19 protein-coding genes are annotated in these 18,917 nt (G+C 60.7%); all 19 read left to right on the top strand.

From position 1 onward, the window contains the following. Positions 1-54: 54 nt before the first annotated feature. The 19 genes from cbiE to ureC all read left to right on the top strand — a co-directional run bounded on the left by cbiE (position 55) and on the right by ureC (position 18,881). Positions 55-1,257 carry a precorrin-6y C5,15-methyltransferase (decarboxylating) subunit CbiE gene (gene cbiE, locus RHM55_RS17925; RefSeq protein ID WP_322177633.1) on the top strand — a complete coding sequence of 401 codons (1,203 nt, stop codon included), beginning with the start codon at positions 55-57 and terminating at the stop codon, positions 1,255-1,257. Continuing rightward, complete coding sequence (locus RHM55_RS17920) at positions 1,257-2,354, top strand: cobalt-precorrin-5B (C(1))-methyltransferase (RefSeq protein ID WP_322177632.1); 1,098 nt, start codon at positions 1,257-1,259, stop codon at positions 2,352-2,354. The genes cbiE and RHM55_RS17920 overlap by 1 nt, the downstream gene beginning before the upstream one ends. Next, positions 2,351-3,079 carry a cobalt-precorrin-6A reductase gene (locus RHM55_RS17915; protein WP_322177631.1) on the top strand — a complete coding sequence of 243 codons (729 nt, stop codon included), beginning with the start codon at positions 2,351-2,353 and terminating at the stop codon, positions 3,077-3,079. The genes RHM55_RS17920 and RHM55_RS17915 overlap by 4 nt, the downstream gene beginning before the upstream one ends. Positions 3,080-3,302: 223 nt before the next feature. Further along, a complete protein-coding gene (locus RHM55_RS17910) occupies positions 3,303-3,692 on the top strand; it encodes a DUF2946 domain-containing protein (protein ID WP_322177630.1) in 390 nt (129 codons plus the stop codon). Between the two features lie 73 nt (positions 3,693-3,765). After that, the gene (locus RHM55_RS17905; RefSeq protein WP_322177629.1) at positions 3,766-4,257 is read left to right on the top strand and encodes a copper chaperone PCu(A)C; all 492 of its coding nucleotides are present in this window, start codon (positions 3,766-3,768) and stop codon (positions 4,255-4,257) included. 101 nt (positions 4,258-4,358) lie between these two features. Continuing rightward, on the top strand, positions 4,359-4,712 hold the full coding sequence (locus RHM55_RS17900; RefSeq protein ID WP_322183005.1) for a DUF2946 domain-containing protein: 354 nt from the start codon (positions 4,359-4,361) through the stop codon (positions 4,710-4,712). An 83-nt stretch (positions 4,713-4,795) separates the two neighbouring features. Further along, the gene (locus tag RHM55_RS17895) at positions 4,796-6,931 is read left to right on the top strand and encodes a TonB-dependent copper receptor (RefSeq protein WP_322177628.1); all 2,136 of its coding nucleotides are present in this window, start codon (positions 4,796-4,798) and stop codon (positions 6,929-6,931) included. A gap of 87 nt (positions 6,932-7,018) precedes the next feature. Beyond that, entirely contained in the window at positions 7,019-8,389 is a 1,371-nt protein-coding gene (locus RHM55_RS17890; protein WP_322177627.1) for a PepSY domain-containing protein, read from the top strand. Positions 8,390-8,727: 338 nt separating this feature from the next. Continuing rightward, positions 8,728-9,993 carry an urea ABC transporter substrate-binding protein gene (gene urtA / locus RHM55_RS17885; RefSeq protein ID WP_322177626.1) on the top strand — a complete coding sequence of 422 codons (1,266 nt, stop codon included), beginning with the start codon at positions 8,728-8,730 and terminating at the stop codon, positions 9,991-9,993. A 149-nt stretch (positions 9,994-10,142) separates the two neighbouring features. Continuing rightward, positions 10,143-11,645 (top strand): urea ABC transporter permease subunit UrtB, encoded by a 1,503-nt coding sequence (gene urtB / locus RHM55_RS17880; protein WP_322177625.1) that lies wholly within the window; start codon positions 10,143-10,145, stop codon positions 11,643-11,645. Then, complete coding sequence (gene urtC, locus RHM55_RS17875) at positions 11,645-12,724, top strand: urea ABC transporter permease subunit UrtC (protein ID WP_322177624.1); 1,080 nt, start codon at positions 11,645-11,647, stop codon at positions 12,722-12,724. Before urtB ends, urtC begins: the two co-directional genes overlap by 1 nt. After that, positions 12,721-13,581 carry an urea ABC transporter ATP-binding protein UrtD gene (gene urtD, locus RHM55_RS17870; RefSeq protein WP_322177623.1) on the top strand — a complete coding sequence of 287 codons (861 nt, stop codon included), beginning with the start codon at positions 12,721-12,723 and terminating at the stop codon, positions 13,579-13,581. The genes urtC and urtD overlap by 4 nt, the downstream gene beginning before the upstream one ends. A gap of 39 nt (positions 13,582-13,620) precedes the next feature. Further along, entirely contained in the window at positions 13,621-14,319 is a 699-nt protein-coding gene (gene urtE, locus RHM55_RS17865) for an urea ABC transporter ATP-binding subunit UrtE (protein WP_322177622.1), read from the top strand. 55 nt (positions 14,320-14,374) lie between these two features. Beyond that, a complete protein-coding gene (locus RHM55_RS17860) occupies positions 14,375-15,214 on the top strand; it encodes an urease accessory protein UreD (RefSeq protein ID WP_322177621.1) in 840 nt (279 codons plus the stop codon). 108 nt (positions 15,215-15,322) lie between these two features. Continuing rightward, on the top strand, positions 15,323-15,625 hold the full coding sequence (gene ureA, locus RHM55_RS17855; RefSeq protein WP_322177620.1) for an urease subunit gamma: 303 nt from the start codon (positions 15,323-15,325) through the stop codon (positions 15,623-15,625). A gap of 23 nt (positions 15,626-15,648) precedes the next feature. After that, positions 15,649-16,182: an N-acetyltransferase family protein gene (locus RHM55_RS17850; RefSeq protein ID WP_322177619.1), complete on the top strand. Its 534-nt coding sequence runs from the start codon at positions 15,649-15,651 to the stop codon at positions 16,180-16,182. Positions 16,183-16,189: 7 nt separating this feature from the next. Beyond that, positions 16,190-16,726: a GNAT family N-acetyltransferase gene (locus RHM55_RS17845; RefSeq protein ID WP_322177618.1), complete on the top strand. Its 537-nt coding sequence runs from the start codon at positions 16,190-16,192 to the stop codon at positions 16,724-16,726. Beyond that, positions 16,723-17,031: an urease subunit beta gene (locus RHM55_RS17840; protein ID WP_322177617.1), complete on the top strand. Its 309-nt coding sequence runs from the start codon at positions 16,723-16,725 to the stop codon at positions 17,029-17,031. Before RHM55_RS17845 ends, RHM55_RS17840 begins: the two co-directional genes overlap by 4 nt. A gap of 149 nt (positions 17,032-17,180) precedes the next feature. After that, a complete protein-coding gene (ureC, locus tag RHM55_RS17835; RefSeq protein ID WP_322177616.1) occupies positions 17,181-18,881 on the top strand; it encodes an urease subunit alpha in 1,701 nt (566 codons plus the stop codon). The last annotated feature ends 36 nt before the right edge of the window (positions 18,882-18,917 follow it).

Below are 18,917 nucleotides of genomic sequence, written 5' to 3'. Positions count from 1 at the left end.
AGGCATGAAAAGCCGGTCTGTCGGAAGTACGCATTAGTTGGCTGAGGAATGTACATGTCGCCGTGGCTGACAGTCGTGGGAATCGGTGAGGACGGCTTCAAAGGCTTGGGCAAGACGGCTCGCCGTGCGCTGCTGCAAGCCGGGCAGGTGTTTGGGGGGCAGCGCCAGCTTGATCTGCTGCCCGCCTGCATTCGTGCCGAGCGCAGCCCGTGGCCCAGCCCGTTTTCCCTGAGTCCGGTGCTTGAGCAGCGCGGCACGCCGATTTGCGTGCTGGCCAGTGGCGACCCCATGTTGTTTGGCGTGGGCGCCAGCCTGGCGCGACAGGTCAGTGTCGATGAAATGCGCGTGCTGCCTGCGCCCTCGTCTTATTCGTTGGCCGCTGCGTGCTTGGGTTGGCCATTGCAGGATGTGGTCACCTTGTCGGTGGTCGCCCGACCGCTGGCGGCGTTGAACGCGCAGTTGCATAACGGTTTGCGCCTGTTGGTGCTGAGCAACGACGGCAGCAGCCCCGCCGCCATCGCCGAGCTGTTGCGCGCCCGTGGCTTCGGCCCGAGCCGGATGACCGTGCTGGAGCATTTGGGCGGAGACGCTGAACGCCGGGTCGAAGGCATCGCCAGTGAGTGGGTAGACCTGCCGATTGCGGCGCTGAATCTGGTCGCCATCGAATGCCGTGCTGAACCCGGTGCGCCACGCCTGTCCCTGCTGGCCGGGCTGGCGGACAGTGCCTTTGAACATGACGGTCAACTGACCAAACGCGATGTACGCGCCATCACCCTCGCCCGCCTGGCCCCGGCACCCGGTGAACTGCTGTGGGACGTGGGCGCGGGTTGCGGCTCCATAGGCATCGAATGGATGCGCGCGCACCCAAGCTGCCATGCTCTGGCGGTCGAAGCCGACGAGGGTCGCCAGTTACTGATCGAGCACAACCGCGACGCGTTGGGCGTGCCGGGCCTGCAATTGATTCGCGGTCGGGCACCTCAGGCGCTGCAAGGTCTGGAAGCGCCCGATGCGATTTTCATTGGCGGCGGCGTCACGCGTCCCGGCGTACTCGACACCTGCTGGCAACAGCTGCGCTCTGGCGGACGACTGGTGGCCAACGCCGTGACCCTGCAAAGCGAGACCGCGCTGATCAACTGGCGTGAACAGCACGGCGGTGAACTGACCCGCATCCATATCGCCCACGCCAAGCCACTGGGCGAATTCGATACCTGGCGCCAGGCCCTGCCCATCACCCTGCTTGAAGCGATCAAACCCTGATGCGCGCCGAAACCGCCGAACAGCCCGCTCCCTTGCGCAGTGGCTACACCACCGGTAGTTGCGCGACAGCCACCTGCCTGGCGGCGGCCCGTTTATTACTCGACGGCGAGGTGAGCGACGCAGTGGAAATCGTCTTGCCCAAAGGCAGGCAGGTGCAGATGCGCCTGGAGTTCTGCCGACCGTTTGCCGATGGCGCTGAAGCGGGCACGATCAAGGATGCCGGCGACGACCCGGATGTCACCCATGGCGCGCTGGTATTTTCACGGGTGCGACTGACGACCGAAACCGGCGTGCAATTCGTCGCGGGCCCCGGTGTGGGCACCGTTACCCGGCCCGGCCTGGTGTTGAATGTGGGTGAGCCCGCGATCAATCCGGTGCCGCGCAAGATGATCAGCGAACATTTGCTGCAGCTGGCTGATAAGACCGGGTACACCGGTGGTTTCGAAGTCACCCTGTGTGTCGAAGGCGGCGAAGCACTGGCGTTGAAAACCATGAACCCGCGCTTGGGCATTCTCGGTGGCCTGTCGATCCTCGGCACCAGCGGCATTGTCCGACCGTTTTCCTGCGCGGCGTATATCGCATCCATCCATCAAGGCATCGACGTCGCCAAAACCAATGGTTATCTGCACATCGCCGCCTGCACCGGCAACGCCAGCGAAGACACCATGCGCCGGGTCTACAACCTGCCGGAAATCGCCTTGATCGAGATGGGCGACTTTGTCGGCGCGGTGCTCAAGCATCTGCGCAAGGTGCCTGTGGATAAATTGAGCATTTGCGGCGGCTTCGGCAAAATCAGTAAGCTGGCGGCCGGCCACATGGACCTGCACAGCCGTCATTCCAGCATCGACCTGCCACAACTGGCCAAGTGGGCCGCGACCCTCGGTGCCGATGCGACGCTGCAACAGGCCATCCGCGAGGCCAACACCAGCCAGCAAGCGTTGGCGATGGCCAGCGCGGCCGGTATCGCCCTGGGCGATGAGGTATGCCGTCATGCCCGAGCGTTTGCCCGCAGTGTGGTGCCGGCACAGGTTCACGTGGAAGTGTTTGCCATCGACCGCCAAGGCGGGATCGTCGGTCAGGCAGGAGGCTGCGAATGAAGCGTCTGCTATTGCTCGGCGGCGTCACCGAGGCCCTTGCCATCGCGCGTCGACTGGGGCCGCAGCATATCTACAGCCTGGCGGGCGTGGGTCGGGTGCCGACTGATCTGGCGTGCCGGGTGCGGGTCGGTGGCTACGGCGGGGCTGATGGTCTGGCGCAGTTCATTCGCGCTGAACGCATCGATTTGCTGCTGGACGCGACGCATCCCTACGCGGCGCAAATCAGCCAAAATGCCGTGACCGCCGCGCACCTCAGCGGTGTCCCCTGCTGGGCATTGCGACGCCCGGCCTGGGCGGCACAACCTGACGATGACTGGCGCGAAGTCGGCGACTGGGCCGAACTGATCGCCGCTCTCGAACCCTTCACGCGGCCGCTATTCACCCTCGGTCGCGAACCCTTGCAGCACCTGCACGAAATCCCCGGCCACCAGTTCTGGACCTTGCGCGCCCTGGACGACTACCCAGGCAACGAACGCTGCGAAGTGATCGGCGCCCGCGGGCCCTTTGTGCTGGACGACGAACGCGCCTTGTTCGAACGTCGGCATATCGACGTCCTGATCAGCAAAAACAGCGGCAGCAGCGCCACAGAGCCGAAGCTGGAGGTGGCGCGGGAGCGAGGGGTGCCGGTGTTGATACTGCGCAGGCCGGAGTTGCCGGGGGTGGATCGGGAGTTTTTAGATGTCAGCCAATTGCTGTCAGCGTTGGATGAGCACCATTTTTTGTAAAGGCTAGAACGTATTTGAAGGTCGTTCCGACCTTATCGCAGCCTTCGGCAGCGCCTACAGTTTGAGAGGCGCCAAGGTTCTATTGCCTGCGATCGACCGCGAAGGGGTCGCAGGATCGATGTCAGTCACTGCGGCATCACACCACACTCGCTTCTTTTACTTATCCCGGCCATTCAGGCTAAATAGCGCCATTGATCGCTTACTGACACGGAAAGCACCTCCCATGTCCCAACGTCGGATGGCATTTGCCTGGATTGCCTGCTTTGCAGTGCTGTTCAACATGCTTGCCATGCCGCTTTCCGGGGCGGCGCCAAAGACGGCCAGCGAGCAAGTGTTGTGGGGCAGTTTCTGTACGGCCAGCGGCACTAAGCTGGTGGCGATTTCGTTGGGCAAGGCCGATCACAGTGCGCCGCACAACGATGATCACTCGACCATGCAGCATTGCTGGTGCTGCAGTGGGTCCGCACCGCTGGTGGCAATCCCTGCCAGCTTTGCCGCGTGGTATGCCTCTCAGCTTGAAACGCGAAAAACCCTTTCGATTCATTCCCCTGCCCCGCTGTCCCCACGCCAGCAATGGCCGAGCCTCAATCCGCGTGCTTCTCCGCTGGTTTGATCCGAGCCGTTGAATCAGCGCCATAGCCTCATGAGGCTGGGTGCATCGGAATCGATCCCGCTGGAGAATTACCATGATCAAGAAGATCCTTGTTGTGGCCGCACTGTTGCTGCCTGCCTGCTTTGCCAATGCCCACGAATACGCCGTCGGCGAATTGCACATCGCTCATCCGTGGTCCATGGAATTACCGCCCAACGCACCCACCGTGGCCGCGTATTTCGTCGTGCACAACAACGGTAAAAACCCCGATCGCCTGCTCAGTGTCGACACGCCCGTGGCCGGCAAAGCCGAGCTGCATGAACACCAGCATCAGAACGGTTTGATGAAGATGCAGCAGGTTCAGAGCGTCGACATCCCCGCTGGTGGCGAGGTGGCGTTTGCGCCCATGGGCTATCACGTCATGCTGCTCGGGCTTAAAGATAAGTCGACGCTCGTCGACGGCCAACGTTTCCCGCTGACGCTGCATTTCGAAAAAGCCGGTGACGTAACGGTCGAGGTTGCGGTGCAAAAGCACGCACCGGACGAGAATACCGACTCCATGCCCATGAATATGCACATGCAGTAACTGACTGACCTGCGTTGAACCACAGGCGCTCACCAGGCTTCAGGTCCTCCGTGCAGCCTCGCCCCAACGGGACGCGAGGCGCATGGCTGAGCCTGTTCGCCATGTTGATGATCTTTATCGGCCCGCTGATCTCCCAAGCGATGCCGATGGATCCGCACGCCGGTATGTCGATGCCGATGTCCGCGTCCATGGACATGACGGCAGACACCCCCGCCTGCCACAGCGCAGAACAAGCCACACCCTCGGTCACGACCGATCACGTCATATGGGCCAAGTGCGGTTATTGCACACTGCTGTTCAGTTGTCCGGCACTGCCGCAAGCTCTGGCCTTTATCGCCGCTACCCCGCCAAAACCGACAGGCTTCTTTACCGCTGCAGCCCGCCAGGGTTATGCGCGGCAGACCACCTTCCCCAACGCCCGCACCCGCGCGCCACCCTCTTCAGTCCTGCTCTGACACCCTTATTGTTCACACCTGCATGCACCGCCTGAAGCGGTTGCAGGGTGTGACGATCCCGACTGATTGATGATGGAACGCTTATGTCCAGCTCCACTGCCAAGACTCGCCTGTGCACGATGCGAGTGGCTCCCCGCTTTACCCTGAACGAACCTCAACTGCGCATGAAGCACGCAGTCGCCGTACTGTGCGGTTGCATGCTCACACCTCTGGCGTTTGCACTGCCGACCCTTGATGAACCTCAGCAAGACGCCACCGAGATCAGCCCGACGGTGATCACGGCCATCGCCCCCAGCTCGCCGCTGACGATAGTGACCAACCCCAAAGATCCGCGGCAGCCGGTTCCGGCCAGCGACGGAGCGGATTACCTGAAAACCATTCCCGGTTTTACCGCCATTCGTGCGGGCGGGACCAATGGCGATCCAGTGCTGCGCGGGATGTTCGGCTCACGCCTGAACATCCTCACCAACGGCGGCATGATGCTGGGCGCCTGCCCAAACCGGATGGACGCGCCCACGTCGTATATTTCCCCGGAAACCTTTGACCGCCTGACCGTGATCAAGGGTCCGCAGACCGTGCTCTGGGGGCCAGGCGCTTCGGCGGGCACAGTGCTGTTCGAACGTGACCCCGAGAAATTCGGTGAGCTGGGCAGCCGGGTCAACGCCAGCGTACTGGCCGGATCCAATGGCCGTTTCGACAAGCTGATAGACGCCGCAGCCGGCGGTGAATTGGGTTACGCGAGGGTGATCGGCAACCAGTCCCACTCCGACGATTACAAGGACGGCAATGGTAATACCGTGCCGTCGCGCTGGGACAAGTGGAACGGCGATGTCGCGCTGGGTTGGACACCGGACGCTGACACGCTGGTGGAGTTGACGGCGGGCAAAGGTGACGGTGAAGCCCGTTATGCTGGGCGCGGCATGGACGGTTCGCAGTTCAAGCGCGAGAGCCTGGGGCTGCGTTTCGAGAAGTCCAATATCGGCGATGTTCTGGACAAGGTTGAGGCGCAGGTCTACTACAACTACGCCGACCATGTGATGGACAACTATAGCCTGCGCACGCCGTCTGGCACCGGGATGATGGCCGGGCCAATGGCATCGAACGTGGATCGCCGAACCCTGGGCGCGCGAATCAAGGCCACGTGGCGCTGGGCCGACGTGCAGTTGATCAGTGGCATTGATGCGCAGACCAACGAGCACCGCCAGCGCAGCGCTATGGGTATCGACGCCTATAAGGAGCTGCCGTGGACCAAGGATGCAGACTTCCACAACTACGGGGTATTCAGCGAACTGACGTGGTACGTCGCGCAGGATAATCGACTGATCACAGGGGCGCGCCTGGACCGTGCCTCGGCCAAGGATTACCGGAAAAGCAGCGGTTCGGGAATGACGGCCAAGGCGAACCCCACGGCCAACGAAACCCGCGCCGACACCCTGCCCAGTGGCTTTGTGCGTTATGAGCACGACCTTGCCGCAGCGCCTGCCACGCTCTACGTCGGCCTGGGCCATGTGCAGCGTTTTCCGGACTATTGGGAATTGTTTTCCCCCTCCTCAGGCCCGGCCGGATCACTCAATGCCTTCGATGCGATCAAGCCGGAAAAAACCACGCAACTGGATTTCGGCGTGCAATACCAACATGACGACTTGCAGGCCTGGGCGTCGGGTTATGTCGGTCAGGTCCGTGATTACATTCTGTTCAACTACACCACCGGCATGATGGGCACGACCTCTCAGGCCGAGAACATCGACGCCAGGATCATGGGCGGCGAACTGGGCGCGGCGTACCAGCTGACTTCCAACTGGAAAACCGATGCGACCCTGGCCTACGCCTGGGGCAAGAACAGTAGCGACGGCACGGCCCTGCCGCAAATGCCGCCACTGGAGACCCGTCTGGGCCTCAGCTACAGCCGCGACGCCTGGAGTGCCGGAGCTTTGTGGCGAGTGGTCAGCGCGCAGACCCGGGTCGACCTGAACAAAGGCAACGTGGTCGGCAAAGACCTCGGTGACAGCTCAGGGTTTGGCGTGTTCTCGCTGAATGGCGCCTACCGGATCAACAAGCACCTGAAGGTCAGTGCCGGCGTCGACAACCTCCTGGACAAAGCTTATGCCGAGCACCTGAACCTGGCCGGCAACGCCGGTTTTGGCTTCCCTTCAGACAACCCGCAGTCGATCAACGAACCGGGCCGCACGCTGTGGACCAAAGTCGACATGAGCTTCTAGACCACTGCGCCTCCAGAGGAGCGGGCATGCCTGCTCCTTTGTTCCATCTGAACCGTGTTGTAAATGATGTCGCCGGGAGCGCTACACATGAATAAATCAAACGTCTCCTTCTACAACCTTGCATGGCGCTGGCATTTCTATGCCGGCCTGTTCGTCGCACCGTTCATGATTCTACTGTCCCTGACCGGGATGATTTATCTGTTCAAGCCTCAACTGGACACCGTGATGTACAGCGATCTGCTGTACGTGACGCCAGGCCAGCATCGACTCAGTGCCGATGTACTGCAACAATGGGTGCAAGTCGATTATCCGCAGGCGCATGTCAGCAAGTACCTGCCACCGTTGAACGCCCAAGGCAGCGCGCAATTCGTGATGCAGCAGGAAGGCCGCGAACTGAACGTGTTTATCGACCCGTATAGCGGGGATATTCTTGGCGAGCAGGATGCCAGGAATAACGTGCAGGCCATCGCCCGTGCTCTGCATGGCGAACTCATGATCGGCAAAGTCGGTGACCGGCTGATTGAACTGGCCGCGGGCTGGGGCATTCTGCTGGTGGTGTCGGGCCTGTACCTGTGGTGGCCAAGGGGCAAGTCCGGGTCAGGCGCGCTGTGGCCGCGGTTCAAGAGTCGCGGGCGCGTGCTGTGGCGAGACGTGCATGCGGTGACCGGTTTTTGGGGCGCCCTGTTGCTGCTGTTGATGCTGCTCAGCGGCATGACCTGGACCGGCTTTTGGGGCAAGCAATTCGCCGATGTCTGGAACACCTTCCCGGCGGCGATGTGGAACGATATCCCCAAGTCCGACAAACAGGCCGGTGAGCTCAATACCGCGACCCGCCAGACCGTCCCTTGGGCTCTGGAAAACACGCCAATGCCACGGTCCGCTGACCATGCCGAACACATGGCTCACGGCGGCGGCATGTCGGCACCCGCTGCGCCCACGCTGTCGCTGCAACAGGTCGTCGACATCGCTACCGAGCATCGCATAGAGCCGGGCTACAGCATCACACAACCCGCCACCGCCGATGGCGTGTTCACCGTCTCAGTGTTCGCCGACGACCCGCGCAACGATGCCACCCTGCACATTGATCAGTACACCGGCAAGGTGCTGGCCGATGTGGGCTGGAAGGACTACAGCACGGTTTCCCGCGCCACGGAAATGGGGGTAATGCTGCATGAAGGGAAGTTCTTTGGCTGGATCAACCAGCTCATCATTTTCCTGATTTGCCTGATGGTGCTGCTCAGCGCCATCAGCGGGCTGGTGATCTGGTGGCAGCGTCGTCCGCAAGGTGGCCTGGGTGTGCCGCCGCTGCGCCATGACCTCCCACGCTGGAAAACCGCGATTATCATCATGATTGGCGTGGGGGTGGCGTTTCCACTGGTGGGGGCTTCGTTAGTGGGGGTGTGCCTATTCGATCGGATAGTTCTTTCGCGCTTTGCCAAATCCGTCGCTACGGCTTAGATTGCAGGTGTGGGCCCTGATACCTGGCGGGAGGGATTTTGATGAGTTCCTCCCCCGCCCGGTTTCAGGGCCCACTTTGCTATGGCAGGCAACACTTGTTGCAGGCTGCTCTCCCTTGGCATCGAGCCATCAGATCCCCTCCAGATCACGCACTGTTTGTACCCGCAACTGCGCACCAAGGGTTTTTCCCGGCACCATCGTGGTGCGCTCCTGCCATATTCAGCCGATATACCCCCCGCATATGCTCCATTTCCCGAGCTGGGCATAGCCTTTGCTAAGAAGCTTTCAGGTGTTCTGATTCGCCCTACTAAAAATCCCAAGTGAATGGAGATGGCCCTATGAAGCGTCGCAGTCTGATCAAAGCTTTCACCCTGTCCGCCTCGATTGCCGCAATGGGCATGACTTGGACTATTCAGGCAGCCGAAACGATCAAAGTCGGGATCCTGCATTCACTGTCCGGCACCATGGCGATCTCTGAGACCTCACTCAAAGACATGGCGTTGATGACCATCGACGAAATCAACGCCAAGGGTGGCGTCAATGGCAAAATGCTTGAGGCCGTGGTTGTCGACCCGGCCTCCAACTGGCCGCTGTTCGCTGAAAAGGGCCGTCAGTTGCTGACCCAGGACAAGGTCGCGGTGGTCTTCGGCTGCTGGACGTCGGTCTCGCGCAAATCGGTATTGCCGGTGTTCGAAGAACTCAACGGGCTGCTGTTCTACCCTGTGCAATACGAAGGCGAAGAAATGTCGCCTAACGTCTTCTACACCGGTGCAGCGCCTAACCAACAAGCCATTCCGGCCGTCGAATACCTGATGGGCGAAGAAGGCGGCAGCGCCAAGCGCTTCTTCCTGCTGGGCACTGACTACGTCTACCCACGCACCACCAACAAAATTCTGCGGTCGTTCCTCAAGTCCAAAGGCGTTGCCGACAAAGACATCGAAGAGGTTTACACCCCGTTCGGCCACAGCGATTACCAGACCATCGTGTCGAACATCAAAAAATTCTCTGCCGGTGGCAAGACCGCTGTGATCTCCACGGTCAACGGCGACTCCAACGTGCCGTTCTATAAAGAGCTGGCCAACCAAGGCCTGAAAGCCACCGACGTGCCGGTTGTTGCGTTCTCGGTCGGCGAAGAAGAACTGCGCGGTATCGACACCAAGCCGTTGGTGGGCAACCTCGCGGCCTGGAACTACTTCGAATCCGTACAGAACCCGGTCAACACCAAGTTTGTCGCGGACTGGAAAGCCTACGCCAAGAAGAAAAACCTGCCGGGCGCTGACAAAGCGGTGACCAACGACCCGATGGAAGCCACTTACGTCGGCATCCACATGTGGGCGCAAGCCGCCGAGAAAGCCAAATCGACCGACGTCGACAAGGTCCGCGAAGCGATGGCCGGCCAGACTTTCGCCGCACCGTCGGGCTTCACCCTGACCATGGACAAGACCAACCATCACCTGCACAAACCGGTAATGATCGGCGAAATCCAGGACGACGGTCAGTTCAACGTGGTCTGGCAGACCAAGGAACCGATCCGCGCGCAACCGTGGAGCCCGTACATCCCTGGCAACGACAAGAAGCCGGACTATGCAGTGAAGAGCAACTAAGTCGGTTTGATTCCTGATTCAGCTCGCCTTGCAGGAGCTGACTTGTCTGCGAAGGCCATGCGGCGCGGAGTGCCTGACCGACCGCGTTGTCTGGCCTTCGCGAACAAGTTCGCTCCTACAAAGTCCGTGGATGAACGTGAGACACCAATATGCCCACTGCCTTTTACCGCTTCATTCTCGCTGTGGCGCTGCTGCTGCCCTTTGCAGCCCATGCCAGTGATGCTGGCGACTTCGTTGCGGCCGATTCCGGGCAACAAGCCAAATTGCTTGAAGCGTGGGCCGCACAGCCCGATCCGGCACGTGTCGAGTTGATCAATAGCCTGCAACAAGGTCAGATTACCGTCGACGGTGAAACCAAAACCCTCCGTCTGAATAACCGACTGCGCGGGCTGGTCGACACCGCCCTCGCCAGTCACCAATTACTCGCCGCAGACGCCAAGCTGCGTCTGGGCGCCGCGCAACACCTGCAAAAAAGCGCGAAACCGGCGCAACTGAAATTCCTGGATCGGCAGCTTGCGAGCGAAACCAACGCCGACGTACACACCGCCTTGAGCCTGGCGCTGGCCAATCTGCAACTGGTCGATGGCGACCCGGCCGTACGCTTGGCAGCCGTCCGCTTACTGGGTGAAACCGGCGACCCATTGGCCCGCACACGCTTGGAAACCCTGCTCGACCCCGCCGTCGAAACCGATGCGGGTGTGCGCACGGCGGCCGAAACCAGCCTGGCGCAAGTCAAACGGAAACTGCTGATCGGCGAGATCCTCGGTCAGGCATTCAGCGGTCTGTCGCTGGGCTCGATTCTGTTGTTGGCCGCGCTGGGACTGGCGATCACCTTCGGCCTGCTGGGCGTGATCAACATGGCTCACGGCGAGATGCTGATGCTCGGGGCCTATTCCACTTATGTCGTGCAGCTGATGTTCCAGCGTTATGCGCCAGGAGCATTGGAGTTCTATCCAGTGGTCGCGCTGCCGGTGGCGTTCTTCGTCACGGCGGTTATCGGCATGGCGCTAGAGCGCACGGTGATTCGCCATCTGTATGGCCGACCTTTGGAAACCCTGCTCGCCACCTGGGGTATCAGCCTGATGCTGATCCAGATGGTTCGCCTGGTATTCGGCGCGCAGAACGTTGAAGTCGCCAACCCCGACTGGCTATCGGGCGGGATTCAAGTACTGCCCAACCTGGTGCTGCCCTACAACCGGATTGTGATCATCGCCTTCGCGCTGTTCGTGGTGGCCCTGACCTGGCTGCTGCTGAACAAGACCCGTCTGGGTCTGAACGTGCGCGCCGTCACTCAGAACCGCAACATGGCCGCCTGCTGCGGCGTGCCCACCGGGCGCATCGACATGATGGCCTTCGGTCTTGGTTCAGGCATCGCTGGCCTGGGTGGCGTGGCCTTGAGTCAGATCGGCAACGTCGGCCCGGACCTGGGCCAGAGCTACATCATCGACTCGTTCCTAGTCGTGGTGCTGGGTGGGGTCGGTCAATTGGCCGGTAGTGTGATGGCGGCCTTCGGGCTGGGCATCGCCAACAAAATCCTCGAACCGCAGATCGGCGCCGTACTCGGAAAGATCCTGATCCTGGCGCTGATCATTCTGTTTATCCAGAAACGTCCGCAAGGGCTCTTCGCACTCAAAGGACGGGTGATCGACTGATGAACCAGCCTCTTATGGTGACGGCCGCGCAAAAGGCCGGCCCGAAAATCACCCTGGCCCTCTGCGCAGTCGTGCTCGTGCTGCTGGTCGCACTGGCACTGTTGTCGTTACTGCCAGCCGATAACAGCCTGCATGTCTCGGCTTACACCCTGACGCTGGTGGGCAAGATCCTGTGTTACGCCATCGTTGCCGTCGCGCTGGACCTGGTCTGGGGTTACGCCGGGCTGCTGTCGCTGGGACACGGACTGTTCTTCGCCCTCGGCGGTTATGCCATGGGCATGTACCTGATGCGCGAAGCGGCAGGCGATGAGTTACCTGCATTCATGACCGTCTTGTCATGGACCGAACTGCCCTGGTACTGGACCGGGACCAATCACTTCCTCTGGGCCATGTGCCTGGTGGTCTTGGCCCCCGGCTTACTGGCGTTGATCTTTGGTTTCTTCGCCTTCCGCTCGCGGATCAAGGGCGTGTATTTCTCGATCATGACCCAGGCCCTGACCTTCGCCGGGATGCTCCTGTTCTTTCGCAACGAAACCGGCTTCGGCGGCAACAACGGCTTCACCAACTTCCGCAGCATTCTGGGCTTCAGCATCAGTTCGCAGGGCACCCGGGCAACCTTGTTTCTGGCCACCGTGATCCTGCTGGTGGGCAGCCTGTTTGTCGGCTGGCGTCTGGCGCAAAGCAAATTCGGCCGGGTCTTGACCGCGCTGCGTGACGCCGAAAACCGCCTGATGTTCTGCGGCTACGACCCGCGCGGTTTCAAGCTGTTCGTCTGGGTCCTGAGCGCAGTACTGTGCGGCCTGGCCGGGGCGCTATATGTGCCGCAAGTCGGCATCATCAACCCCAGCGAAATGTCGCCGACCAACTCCATTGAAGCGGCCGTTTGGGTCGCCTTGGGCGGACGTGGCACGCTGATCGGCCCGCTGCTGGGCGCCGGACTGGTCAATGGCATGAAGAGCTGGTTTACCGTGGCCTTCCCCGAGTACTGGCTGTTCTTTCTCGGTGCGCTGTTTATTGGCGTGACGTTGTACCTGCCCAAAGGCGTGATTGGCCTGCTGAAGAAAAGGGGCGAGCAATGAAAACCACACCGACACCCGCCTTCATGCTCGAACCGATCCTCGATCCGAATTCAGACGCGGGCACCAGCCGGGATGCCATCGGCCTCGGCCAGCGTGCCGAAGAAGGCCTTAACACGCGACACGGCACGATCCTGACCCTGGAAGACATCAGCGTCAGCTTCGATGGCTTCAAGGCGTTGAACAATTTGAACCTGTACATCAGCGTCGGCGAGCTGCGCTGCATCATCGGTCCCAACGGCGCGGGCAAAACCACGCTGATGGACGTGATCACCGGCAAGACTCGCCCAAGCCACGGCAAGGCCTGGTTCGGCGAGACCCTGGACCTGACGCAGATGAGTGAAGTGCAGATTGCCCAATCGGGGATCGGCCGTAAATTCCAGAAACCAACGGTGTTCGAAGCCTTGAGCGTGTTCGAAAACCTGGAGCTGGCGCAGAAAACGGACAAATCCGTGTGGGCCAGCTTGCGTGCACGCCTGACCGGCGAGCAGCGCGACCGTATCCATGAAGTGCTGGAAACCATCCGCCTGACGTCTTCGATGCATCGTCCGGCGGGGCTGCTGTCCCACGGTCAGAAGCAGTTTCTGGAGATCGGCATGCTGCTGGTCCAGGACCCGCAATTGCTGTTGCTCGACGAACCCGTCGCAGGGATGACCGACGCCGAAACCGAGTTCACCGCCGAGCTATTCAAAAGCCTGGCGGGCAAGCACTCATTGATGGTGGTGGAGCACGACATGGGCTTCGTCGGTTCGATAGCCGATCACGTCACCGTCCTGCATCAAGGCAGCGTACTGGCTGAAGGGTCGCTGGACGATGTGCAGACGAATGAACGGGTGATTGAAGTGTATTTAGGGCGATAACGCACATTCCTGCACATCTATTTGCTTGAGAACTTACCTATGCTGCAAGTCGACAAGCTCCACCAGTATTACGGCGGTAGCCATATCCTTCGCGGCCTGTCTTTCGACGTGAAAATCGGAGAAGTAACGTGCTTGCTCGGCCGTAACGGCGTGGGCAAGACCACGCTGCTCAAAGTCCTGATGGGGCTGCTGCCTTCCAAGGAAGGCGTGGTGCAATGGGAAGGCAAGGTCATCACCGGTTTTAAACCCCATCAACGGGTGCACGCGGGCATCGCTTACGTACCTCAGGGCAGGGAAATTTTCGGGCGTCTGACCGTAGAAGAAAACCTGCTCATGGGCCTGTCACGTTTCCCTGGCTCCGAGGCCAAGGAAGTCCCGGCATTTATCTACGAGCTGTTTCCGGTGCTCCTGCAAATGAAACAACGACGCGGCGGCGATCTGTCCGGCGGTCAGCAACAGCAACTGGCCATTGGCCGCGCGCTGGCCAGTCGCCCTCGCCTGCTGATCCTCGATGAGCCGACTGAAGGCATCCAGCCCTCGGTGATCAAAGAGATCGGCGCGGTGATCAAACAGCTCTCGGCACGTGGGGACATGGCGATTTTGTTGGTGGAGCAGTTCTATGACTTTGCTGCCGAGCTGGCCGATCAATACCTGGTGATGTCCCGTGGCGAAATCGTCCAGCAAGGCCGTGGCGAGGACATGGAAACGCAAGGGGTTCGTGGTCTGGTTACAATTTGATGCGCCAATCCGCTAAGGTGCGGTCTCCCTGCATACCTCATACACATAACGACGAATGAACCTTCCTGCCCACACCGCGCTGTTCACCCCCAGTTGGCATGCCGAGCTGGAGCTGGGCTATGGGCGTTTCGGTGACAGCACACGGCCCGTCATGCGTCGGCATCAAGGCCCGCTACGGGTGCAAAAACACCTGTATGCCGAAGGTCCGCAGGTCTGTCAGCACATCATTGTTCACCCTCCGGGCGGGATTGCCGGCGGGGATCGACTCGATATTTGCGCCACCGTCGGTAAAAACGCGTGGGCACAACTGACCAGCCCCGGCGCCGCCAAGTGGTACCGCGCCGCAAGCCCGGCATACCAGCAGCTGGAACTGCGCGTTGAAGCGGGCGCCACGCTGGAATGGCTGCCGCAGGAAACCATCGTCTTTAGCGCCGCCCAGGCCGAGTTGACCACGCATATTGAGCTGCAAGGCGATGCGCGGCTGTGCTACTGGGACATGGTTGCGCTGGGTCGCCCGGCCAGTGGCGAGCGTTTCGACCTGGGCCATTTTCAATCGCAGCTGGATATTCGCCGCGATGGCCAATGGCTGTGGCACGAACGCCAGCGAATCATAGGCGGCGATGGCCTGCTCGATTCGCCCATCGGCCTGGATGGCAAGCCGGTTTTTGCCACGCTGCTGATGACCGGCGAGGCCAGCAGTGAGTTGCTGGAAACCTGCCGCAACCTGCAAAACCCGGTACGCGGTAACCTGACCCAATTGCCCGGCCTGTTGGTCGCCCGCTGCCTGGCTGACGAAGCCCTGCACGCACGCGCCTGGCTGATCGAGTTATGGACGCTGCTGCGCCCGGCATTGCTCGGGCGCGAAGCGGTTGCACCTAGAATATGGAGCACCTGATGCAGGATCTTCATGCAATTTTAAAGCACGACCGCTTCGCGGCCGATTGCAGGCAAGCCAGCGCCTACAGGATCGCGGCGGCCTGACCCATTTGAAACGGATTAAACAATGGACCTGACACCACGCGAAAAAGACAAACTGCTGATATTCACCGCCGGTCTGGTTGCCGAACGGCGTTTGGCCAGAGGGGTAAAGCTCAATTACCCGGAAGCCATGGCCTACATCTCCGCCGCACTGCTGGAAGGCGCCCGTGATGGCAGAACCGTTGCCGAGCTGATGCATGTCGGCACCACCCTGCTCAGCCGCGAACAGGTGATGGAAGGTATCCCGGAAATGATCCCGGAGATCCAGGTCGAAGCGACCTTTCCTGACGGCACCAAGCTGGTCACCGTACACCAACCGATTGTCTGATTTTTGACCCTGCGAGCCCTGTAATGACATACCTCATTCGTGACGCAGTGGAAGCCGACCTTGCCGGCATCCGCGATATCTACAACGACGCCGTGCTCAACACCACGGCCATCTGGAACGAACAAGCAGTCGATCTCGCCAATCGCAAGGCCTGGTTCGACGCTCGCCAGACTCAGGGCTACCCTATTTTGGTGGTAGTCGATGCGGCTGACGAGGTACTGGGTTACTCCTCGTTCGGCGACTGGCGTCCGTTCGACGGCTTCCGGCATACCGTCGAGCATTCGGTTTACGTGCGCGCCGACCAACGTGGTAACGGCCTCGGCCCGCGACTGATGCAGGCACTGATCGAACGTGCAAAGGCCTGCGACAAACACATGATGGTCGCCGCTATCGAAAGCGGTAATACCGCCTCGGTGCACCTGCACGAGCGCCTGGGTTTCGCGGTCACAGGCCAGATGGCGCAGGTCGGGACCAAGTTCGGTCGCTGGCTGGACCTGACCTTTATGCAACTGAACCTGTCACCGGATGCCCCGGCTCCCGCACCCCATCAGGAGTAATACCGCCATGAACGCCGCCCAGTTACGACGCGTCACTGCCGAAAGCTTTGCCCACTATCGCCAAGGTCTGGTCGAGTTGCTGCTGGACGCCGTCAAGCAAGGCGCATCGGTGGGGTTCATGGCCAATCTCTCGGCCAGTGAGGCCTACACCTATTTCGACGGGGTGCGTGCAGCGCTGGAAAAAGGCAACTTGCTGCTGTGGGCAGTCGTTCAGGAAGAGCAGGTGCTGGCCAGCGTGCAACTGTCGCTGTGCGAGAAACAGAACGGACTGAATCGCGCCGAAGTACAAAAACTGCTGGTGCTCAGCGTCGCGCAACGGCGAGGGTTGGGCGGACAGTTGATGGGGGCAGTCGAGTTGGCGGCGCACCAACACAAGCGCGGTCTGCTGTACCTGGAAACCGAGTCCGGTTCGCCTGCTGAAAACTTCTATCGCTCGTTGGGCTACACCTGCGCCGGCAAGTTGCCCGATTACGCGTGCAACCCCGACGGTGAATACAAAGCGACAGCCATTTATTACAAAACTCTGGCGAGGAAGACCGAATGATCCCTGGCGAATACCAGATCCAGCCCGGCGATATCGAACTCAATGCCGGCCGTCGCACGATCAACCTGAACGTCGCCAACAGCGGTGACCGGCCCATTCAGGTGGGCTCGCACTATCACTTTTTCGAAACCAACGACGCCCTGACCTTCGACCGGATGGCCAGCCGTGGCATGCGCCTGAACATCCCCGCTGGCACCGCCGTGCGCTTCGAGCCCGGCCAGTCGCGGGATGTGGAGCTGGTCGACCTGGCCGGCCACCGCCGGGTGTTCGGCTTTGCCGGTCGGGTCATGGGTGAGTTGGATTGAAATGATTCATTTCGCCAGACCGATATTTTTCATCTGAACGGACGCCTTCGCGGACAAGCCCACTCCCACAATGGATTGCGTTTCACCTGTAGGAGCGGACTTGTCCGCGAAGAGGCCGGTACAGGCACCGAACGAACCAAGGGATCGCCATGAAGATTTCCAGACAAGCCTACGCCGACATGTTCGGCCCCACCGTTGGCGACCGCGTGCGGCTGGCCGATACCGAGCTGTGGATCGAAGTCGAGAAAGATTTCACCACCTATGGGGAGGAAGTGAAGTTTGGCGGAGGCAAAGTCATTCGTGACGGCATGGGCCAGGGCCAATTGCTGGCGGCCGAGGTCGTCGATACCTTGATTACCAACGCCCTGATCATCGACCACTGGGGCATCGTCAAAGCAGATGTTGGCCTGAAGAACGGACGCATTGCCGCCATCGGCAAAGCCGGCAATCCGGATATCCAGCCTGACGTCACCATCGCGGTCGGCGCCAGCACCGAAGTGATTGCTGGCGAAGGCATGATCCTGACTGCCGGTGGCGTCGACACCCATATCCACTTCATCTGCCCGCAGCAGATCGAAGAAGCCTTGATGAGCGGCGTGACCACCATGATTGGCGGCGGCACCGGCCCGGCCACGGGCACCAATGCGACCACGGTCACCCCGGGGCCGTGGCATCTGGCGCGCATGCTGCAAGCTGCCGATGCCTTCCCGATGAACATCGGTTTCACCGGCAAGGGCAATGTCAGCCTGCCCGAACCCCTGATCGAGCAAGTCAAGGCTGGGGCCATTGGCCTCAAGCTGCACGAAGACTGGGGTACCACGCCAGCCGCCATCGACAACTGCCTGAGCGTGGCCGATCAATACGATGTGCAGGTGGCGATCCACACCGACACGCTCAACGAGTCCGGTTTTGTGGAAACCACGTTGGCCGCATTCAAGGGCCGCACCATTCACACCTATCACACCGAAGGCGCGGGTGGCGGGCATGCCCCGGACATCATCAAGGCCTGCGGCTTCCCCAATGTATTGCCCAGTTCGACCAACCCGACCCGGCCGTTCACCAAGAACACCATCGACGAACACCTGGACATGCTGATGGTTTGCCATCACCTGGACCCGAGCATTGCCGAAGACGTGGCGTTCGCCGAAAGCCGTATCCGCCGCGAAACCATCGCTGCCGAAGACATCCTGCACGACCTCGGCGCGTTCTCGATGATCAGCTCCGACAGCCAGGCCATGGGCCGCGTCGGCGAAGTGATCATGCGCACCTGGCAAACCGCCGACAAAATGAAGAAGCAGCGCGGCCCGCTGCCTGAAGACGGCCCCGGCAACGACAACTTCCGCGCCAAACGTTACATCGCCAAATACACCATCAACCCGGCGATTACCCACGGCATCAGCCATGAAGTGGGCTCGATCGAAGTGGGTAAATGGGCCGATCTGGTGCTGTGGCGTCCTGCGTTCTTCGGGGTAAAACCCAGCCTGATTCTGAAAGGTGGCGCCATCGCCGCCAGCCTGATGGGCGATTCCAACGCCTCGATTCCGACGCCGCAGCCCGTGCATTACCGACCTATGTTCGCCAGTTACGGTGGCTCGCTGCACGCCACCAGCCTGACCTTCATCAGCCAGGCGGCGCTTGATGCCGGGATCCCCGAATCACTGGGCCTGAAAAAGAAAATCAGCGTGGTAAAGGGCTGTCGCAACGTAAAAAAAACCGATCTTATCCACAATGACTACCTGCCAAAAATCGACGTCGATCCACAGACGTATCAGGTCAAGGCCGATGGCGTGTTGTTGTGGTGCGAACCCGCTGCAGTGTTGCCCATGGCACAACGGTACTTTCTATTCTGATGCCGTTGGTTTCGATGCGGCCTGTTTTGAAGCGTT

Source organism: Pseudomonas sp. MH9.2, assembly GCF_034353875.1.
Lineage (GTDB): Bacteria > Pseudomonadota > Gammaproteobacteria > Pseudomonadales > Pseudomonadaceae > Aquipseudomonas.
Note: the sequence above shows the minus strand (reverse complement) of the source record. Positions and strands in the feature narration are given on the sequence as shown.

Coding starts and splice junctions, on each gene's coding strand:
- ureC (WP_322177616.1), top strand. CDS start 17,181: ATGAAGATTTCCAGACAAGCCTACGCCGACATGTTCGGCCCCACCGTT.
- RHM55_RS17905 (WP_322177629.1), top strand. CDS start 3,766: ATGATCAAGAAGATCCTTGTTGTGGCCGCACTGTTGCTGCCTGCCTGC.
- RHM55_RS17895 (WP_322177628.1), top strand. CDS start 4,796: ATGTCCAGCTCCACTGCCAAGACTCGCCTGTGCACGATGCGAGTGGCT.
- urtE (WP_322177622.1), top strand. CDS start 13,621: ATGCTGCAAGTCGACAAGCTCCACCAGTATTACGGCGGTAGCCATATC.
- ureA (WP_322177620.1), top strand. CDS start 15,323: ATGGACCTGACACCACGCGAAAAAGACAAACTGCTGATATTCACCGCC.
- RHM55_RS17920 (WP_322177632.1), top strand. CDS start 1,257: ATGCGCGCCGAAACCGCCGAACAGCCCGCTCCCTTGCGCAGTGGCTAC.
- urtD (WP_322177623.1), top strand. CDS start 12,721: ATGAAAACCACACCGACACCCGCCTTCATGCTCGAACCGATCCTCGAT.
- RHM55_RS17860 (WP_322177621.1), top strand. CDS start 14,375: ATGAACCTTCCTGCCCACACCGCGCTGTTCACCCCCAGTTGGCATGCC.
- urtC (WP_322177624.1), top strand. CDS start 11,645: ATGAACCAGCCTCTTATGGTGACGGCCGCGCAAAAGGCCGGCCCGAAA.
- cbiE (WP_322177633.1), top strand. CDS start 55: ATGTCGCCGTGGCTGACAGTCGTGGGAATCGGTGAGGACGGCTTCAAA.
- RHM55_RS17910 (WP_322177630.1), top strand. CDS start 3,303: ATGTCCCAACGTCGGATGGCATTTGCCTGGATTGCCTGCTTTGCAGTG.
- RHM55_RS17840 (WP_322177617.1), top strand. CDS start 16,723: ATGATCCCTGGCGAATACCAGATCCAGCCCGGCGATATCGAACTCAAT.
- RHM55_RS17915 (WP_322177631.1), top strand. CDS start 2,351: ATGAAGCGTCTGCTATTGCTCGGCGGCGTCACCGAGGCCCTTGCCATC.
- urtB (WP_322177625.1), top strand. CDS start 10,143: ATGCCCACTGCCTTTTACCGCTTCATTCTCGCTGTGGCGCTGCTGCTG.
- urtA (WP_322177626.1), top strand. CDS start 8,728: ATGAAGCGTCGCAGTCTGATCAAAGCTTTCACCCTGTCCGCCTCGATT.
- RHM55_RS17850 (WP_322177619.1), top strand. CDS start 15,649: ATGACATACCTCATTCGTGACGCAGTGGAAGCCGACCTTGCCGGCATC.
- RHM55_RS17900 (WP_322183005.1), top strand. CDS start 4,359: ATGTTGATGATCTTTATCGGCCCGCTGATCTCCCAAGCGATGCCGATG.
- RHM55_RS17890 (WP_322177627.1), top strand. CDS start 7,019: ATGAATAAATCAAACGTCTCCTTCTACAACCTTGCATGGCGCTGGCAT.
- RHM55_RS17845 (WP_322177618.1), top strand. CDS start 16,190: ATGAACGCCGCCCAGTTACGACGCGTCACTGCCGAAAGCTTTGCCCAC.